This is a genomic window from Streptomyces sp. NPDC060205 (genome assembly GCF_042728395.1).
Lineage (GTDB): Bacteria > Actinomycetota > Actinomycetes > Streptomycetales > Streptomycetaceae > Streptomyces.
Genome location: NZ_JBHWZP010000476.1, coordinates 1 through 5,468, shown reverse-complemented (window position 1 = coordinate 5,468; position 5,468 = coordinate 1). Strand labels below are relative to the sequence as shown.

General features: G+C 70.9%; 3 protein-coding genes and 2 pseudogenes. 3 read left to right on the top strand and 2 right to left on the bottom strand.

Annotated features, from left to right (window positions below; all coding sequences use genetic code 11):
• Positions 1–166 precede the first annotated feature (166 nt).
• Both ACFWGJ_RS41330 and ACFWGJ_RS41325 read left to right on the top strand, forming a co-directional pair.
• A complete protein-coding gene (locus tag ACFWGJ_RS41330; protein WP_387334110.1) occupies positions 167–1,492 on the top strand; it encodes a beta-xylosidase in 1,326 nt (441 codons plus the stop codon).
• A gap of 140 nt (positions 1,493–1,632) precedes the next feature.
• Positions 1,633–2,682, top strand: a pseudogene (locus ACFWGJ_RS41325) (WxL protein peptidoglycan domain-containing protein); the annotation flags it as partial.
• Here ACFWGJ_RS41325 and ACFWGJ_RS41320 read toward each other — a convergent pair.
• Both ACFWGJ_RS41320 and ACFWGJ_RS41315 read right to left on the bottom strand, forming a co-directional pair.
• Positions 2,579–2,917 carry a P-II family nitrogen regulator gene (locus tag ACFWGJ_RS41320; protein ID WP_210882736.1) on the bottom strand — a complete coding sequence of 113 codons (339 nt, stop codon included), beginning with the start codon at positions 2,915–2,917 and terminating at the stop codon, positions 2,579–2,581. The pseudogene ACFWGJ_RS41325 and the gene ACFWGJ_RS41320 sit on opposite strands and share 104 nt — an antisense overlap.
• A pseudogene (locus ACFWGJ_RS41315) lies at positions 2,914–4,257 on the bottom strand (ammonium transporter). Before ACFWGJ_RS41315 ends, ACFWGJ_RS41320 begins: the two are co-directional and overlap by 4 nt.
• Positions 4,258–4,467: 210 nt before the next feature.
• Between ACFWGJ_RS41315 and era the strand changes: the two are divergent.
• On the top strand, positions 4,468–5,439 hold the full coding sequence (gene era / locus ACFWGJ_RS41310) for a GTPase Era (RefSeq protein WP_366787997.1): 972 nt from the start codon (positions 4,468–4,470) through the stop codon (positions 5,437–5,439).
• Positions 5,440–5,468: the final 29 nt, after the last annotated feature.

The window sequence follows — 5,468 nt, the reverse complement described above, 5'->3', positions numbered from 1 at the left end:
CCGCTGTTCCGACGGCCCGGCATCAACTCGCTGACGTACGAGGCAAGTTGACGGAAGCTGATGGGCCATCAGTTGGTGCTTCAGGGTTCCATTGACTTCTCACACAACCCGCACATCAATGACCTCCTGTCGGCGCACAGCGCCCACATCCACAGGAGGGGCACTCATGGGTTCAGGAACCCGAAGACGCCGCCGCTGGGCGGCATTTCTGGGAACGGCCGCACTCGCGGTCACCACGGGAGGCGCGTTCGCCTGTCCCGCGAACGCGGATCCGCAGCAGGTCGACTTCGCCACGCACTGCGTCCCGCCGCCCATCGCGGGCATCCCCCCGATCGACGGCACCACCACCGCCAAGATCACCGTCGACAACGCGGCGCCCAAGGTGGGCGACACGGTCACCGTCACGTACACGGTGGTCAAGCCCGCCGCGAGCAACCCCGTCGACATCGCCCTGCCCGCCGACATCATGACGCCCACCGGCAAGGTGACCCTGGGCGGCGCGCAGAGCGGGGACCTCACGGTCGCGGGCCCCAAGAAGAACGACCCGGTCCCGGGCAAGGGCGCCTTCCCGTCGTTCTCGATGACCGGCACCTTCACGGTCACCGCCCCCGGGTCGATCACCCTGTCGCCCGGCGACTACAACATCCACACCAGCTACCTCCTGGAGCTGGACACCCCGTGCACGGTCAGCACCCCGCCCGCCCCCGTCTCCGAGACGATCACCGCGACCGGTGGCGGCCAGACCAACAACCGTGCCATCAGCCTCGGTACGGCCTCCGGGAAGCCCGGTGACAGCGTGACCGTCACGGGGGCGGACTTCGCGCCGGGCGCGGCCGTCACCCTCGCCGGACGGGCCGGCGCCGCCGAGACGGCCGACAAGGCGACCGTCACCGCGAACGCCCAGGGCTCCTTCAGCGGCAGCCTGGCCGTCAGCGACAAGGCGACCACCGGAGTGGTGGCGTACGAGGGAAGTGCCTGGAGCGACGACAAGGGCGCGGGTCCCGCCGCCTACGTCGTCATCGACGACACACCCCTGCCCGCGGGCAGCCAGAAGCTCAACTCCTCGGTCAAGGCGGGGACGCTGTCCATGACCCAGGCCGGCGACACCGTCGCACTCGCGGCGGTCGACTACGGCAAGGGCGGTTTCTCCCGCGGCTCCCTGCAGACGGTGACCGTCAAGGACTTCCGCGGCGGACCCGCGGGCTGGTCCCTGACCGGCAAGGTCACCGACTTCACCGGCCCCGGCGGGGCGAAGATCGACGCCGCCAAGCTGGGCTGGACCCCGGTCTGCCTCACCAAGAGCGGCAGCCCGAGCACCTGCCAGGCCGGTTCGCCCGGTGCGGTCGGCAGTGCGGGAGCGACCCTCGCGTCCACCCCCGACGGCACGCTCACCGGCGGTGAGTTCACCGTCGACGCCCGGCTCTCGCTGAACGTTCCGGCGTTCACCCCGCCCGGCGCGTACTCCGGCGTGCTGACGCTCACGCTCACCTGAAACCGAGCCCGAGCCCGAGCCCGAGCCCGAACCCGAGCCTGAGTCCGCACAGGGGCTGGGCGCGCACCCGCCCGGCCTCCTCCGTCCCGCCCGCCCGGCTTTTTCCTCCGTCCCACCCGCGCCCCCGGGGGTCCGCACCCATGCGCAAGCCGTTCCGCTCGATCCTCCTGCTCCTGCTCGCCGTGGCGGTGACCGGCGGGACACCCGCGCGCGCCGCCGACAACGGCAGCTGGTCCGTCTTCCCCGTCGCGTCGGAACTCGCCTCGCGGCCCTACTTCCCTCTCTTCGCCGACCCGGGCACGACCATCGAGGACGAGGTCGCCGTCACCAACAGGACCGGGGGCCCGCTGACGTTCCGGCTCTACGCGGCCGACGCGTACAACACCGCGCGGGACGGCGGATTCGCCGTACGGACCGTCAAGGAGAAACAGCGGGGTGTGGGCGCCTGGACGAAGCCCGCCGAGGACCGGGTGACCGTGCCCGCGCACGGCAAGGTCGTCGTGCCCTTCACGCTGAAGGTGCCCGAGTCGGCCGAACCCGGCGATCACCCGGGCGCCCTGGTCGCCCTCGACGAGCGGATCGACGCGGGGGAGGGCGCGGTCGACGTCGGGGTCCAGCGGGCCGTCGGCGCCCGGATCTATCTGCGGGTGGGCGGGCCGACCGTCGCGGCCGTCGCCGTGGAGAAGGTCCGCGTCAGCCACCACCAGCCCCTGTTCCCGGGCGCGGGCGACAGCACGGCCACCGTCTCGTACACCCTCCACAACACCGGGAACGTCACCCTCGACCCCAGGGTGCGGCTGACGGCACAAGGGCTCTTCGGCCGTACGCTGCTCTCCCGCGACCTGGCCGGGATCCCCTCCGAACTGCTGCCCGGCCAGCGGGTGCGGCTCAGCGCGAAGTGGCGCGGCGCGCCCCAACTCGACTGGGGCGATGTGACGTTGACCGCCAGCGCGCGCGACACCCGTGAGTCGGCGAGCACGTCGTTCTTCGCCCTGCCGTGGCTGCTCGCGGTGGTGCTGGGAGCGGGCATCGCGGCAGCGGTGGTCGTGATCAGGGCCAGACTCAGGGGCGGGGAGGGCGGCAGGGTCAGAGAGCGTCGGGGCCGCGCTCGCCCGTCCGTACCCGGACCACCGTCTCCACCGGAACCGCCCACACCTTCCCGTCGCCGATCTTCCCCGTCTGCGCGGCCTTCACGATCGCCTCGATGACGGGCTCCGCGTCCGCGTCCCCGACGACGACCTCGATACGGACCTTCGGTACGAGGTCGACGCGGTACTCGGCGCCGCGGTACACCTCGGTGTGGCCGCGCTGACGCCCGTACCCGCTGGCCTCCGTGACGGTCAGCCCGTGCACGCCGATCTCCTGCAGAGCGGTCTTCACCTCGTCGAGGCGGTGCGGCTTGATGATCGCGGTGATGAGCTTCATGCCTGGGGCCTGGCCTTCTGCACGGTGGGGAGGACGGAGGACGAGACCGGGGCACCACTGCCCAGGACCCCGTGATCGTAAGCGGTCTCGGCGTGCACCGTAAGGTCCAGGCCGGTCTGCTCGTGCTCCTCGTCGGCCCGCAGTCCGACGACCCGGTCGATCAGTTTGGCGACACCGTACGTGACGGCGAAGGCGTACGCGCCGACCGCCAGGATCGCCACCAGCTGCCTGCCGAGCTGCCCGAACCCGCCGCCGTACAGCAGACCCTCGGCCCCGCCGGTCATGGTCTCCGTGGCGAAGACCCCGATGAGCAGGGTGCCGATGACACCGCCGACCAGGTGCACGCCCACGACGTCCAGCGAGTCGTCGTAGTCGAACCGGAACTTCCAGCTCACGGCGTACGAGCAGACGACACCGGCGGCGAGGCCGACGACCAGCGCGCCGAGCAGCGAGACCGAACCGCAGGACGGGGTGATGGCGACCAGGCCCGCGACCGCGCCGGACGCCGAGCCGAGGGTGGTGGGGTGGCCGTCGCGCCGCTGCTCCACGAAGAGCCAGCCGAGGAGCCCGGTGCAGCCGGCGGCCAGGGTGTTGAGGAAGGCGGCGGCCGCGAGACCGTTCGCGCCGAGCGCCGAACCGGCGTTGAAGCCGAACCAGCCGAACCACAGCAGACCCGCGCCCAGCATGACCATCGGCAGGTTGTGCGGGCGCATCGCGTCCTTCTTGAAACCGAGCCGCGGGCCCAGGACCAGGCACAACGCCAGTCCGGACGCCCCCGAGACGATCTCGACGGGCAGTCCGCCCGCGAAGTCCAGGGCGCCCAGGTCCTCCAGGATTTAGCCGCCGGGACCCCACACCCAGTGGGCGACCGGAACGTATACGAGCAGCGCCCACAGCGGGACGAAGACCAGCCACGCCCCGAACTTCGTCCGGTCCGCGACCGCGCCGCTGACCAGCGCAGCCGTGATGATCGCGAAGGTCAGCTGGAAGGTGGCGAAGAGGAGCGTCGGGACCGTGCCCTGGACGCTGTCCGGGCCGAGACCCGCCATGCCCGCGTGCTCCAGACCGCCGATGAGCGCGCCGACACCGGAGTCCGCGTGGTCGTCGCCGAACACGAGCGAGTAGCCGACGGCCAGCCACACGACCGTGACGAGCGCGATCGACACGAAGCTCATCATCAGCATGTTCAGGACGCTCTTCGTGCGGACCATGCCGCCGTAGAAGAGCGCCAGGCCCGGGGTCATGAGCAGGACGAGCGCGGTGGCGGCGAGCAGCCAGGCGGTGTCACCGGTGTCCAGGGACGCGGCGACGGTCGTGGCGGGTCCGGCGGCCAGGGTCACGGGGGCTCCAACAGGTGGGGGCTGGTGGGGGCTGGCTGGTGGGAACTCGTCAGAGCGTCACGGTTCCGCGTTTCCGGTCGCGTACAGGTGTGTTTCCGTCACGTTTCGTGTTGCGCGGGGGTTACCGGAAGCTCACGGGAGCCCGGCCGGGCGCCGATCGGCGGCGAGGGCCGGAATCCTGGTACGGCGGGGCCCCGACGATCAGGGACAATGGGCGCCATGAGCGTTCGTACCCAGTCACCCGAGCCGCCGGAATCCTCGGGGGCAGCACCCCACCGCGCCGGCTTCGCCTGCTTCGTGGGCCGCCCCAACGCGGGCAAGTCCACCCTCACGAATGCTCTGGTCGGCCAGAAGGTGGCGATCACCGCGAACCAGCCGCAGACCACGCGGCACACGGTACGCGGCATCGTGCACCGGGCCGACGCCCAGTTGATCCTGGTGGACACCCCCGGGCTGCACAAACCGCGCACGCTCCTCGGCGAGCGGCTCAACGACGTCGTCCGTACGACGTGGGCCGAGGTCGACGTGATCGGGTTCTGCCTCCCCGCGAACGAGAAGCTCGGTCCCGGCGACCGCTTCATCGCGAAGGAACTGGCGTCCATCAAGAAGACGCCGAAGATCGCGATCGTCACGAAGACCGACCTCGCCGACAGCAAGACGCTCGCCGAGCAGCTCATCGCCATCGACCAGCTCGGCAAGGAGCTGGGCTTCGAGTGGGCCGAGATCGTGCCGGTCTCGGCGGTCGCGGACCAGCAGGTGAGCCTGCTCGCCGATCTGCTCGTGCCGCTGCTCCCCGAGGGCCCCGCCCTCTACCCCGAGGGCGACCTCACCGACGAACCCGAACAGGTCATGGTGGCCGAGCTGATCCGCGAGGCCGCGCTGGAGGGGGTGCGGGACGAGCTGCCGCACTCCATCGCCGTCGTCGTCGAGGAGATGCTGCCGCGCGAGGACCGGCCGGCCGACAAGCCGCTGCTCGACATCCACGCGTTCGTCTACATCGAGCGGCCCAGTCAGAAGGGGATCATCATCGGGCCCAAGGGGAAGCGGCTGAAGGAAGTGGGGATCAAGTCGCGCAAGCAGATTGAGGCGTTGTTGGGTACGCCCGTCTTCCTGGACCTTCATGTGAAGGTCGCGAAGGACTGGCAGAGGGACCCTCGCCAGCTGCGCAAACTCGGCTTCTGATCCTGTCCCTGGGGGCTGCGCCCCCAGAC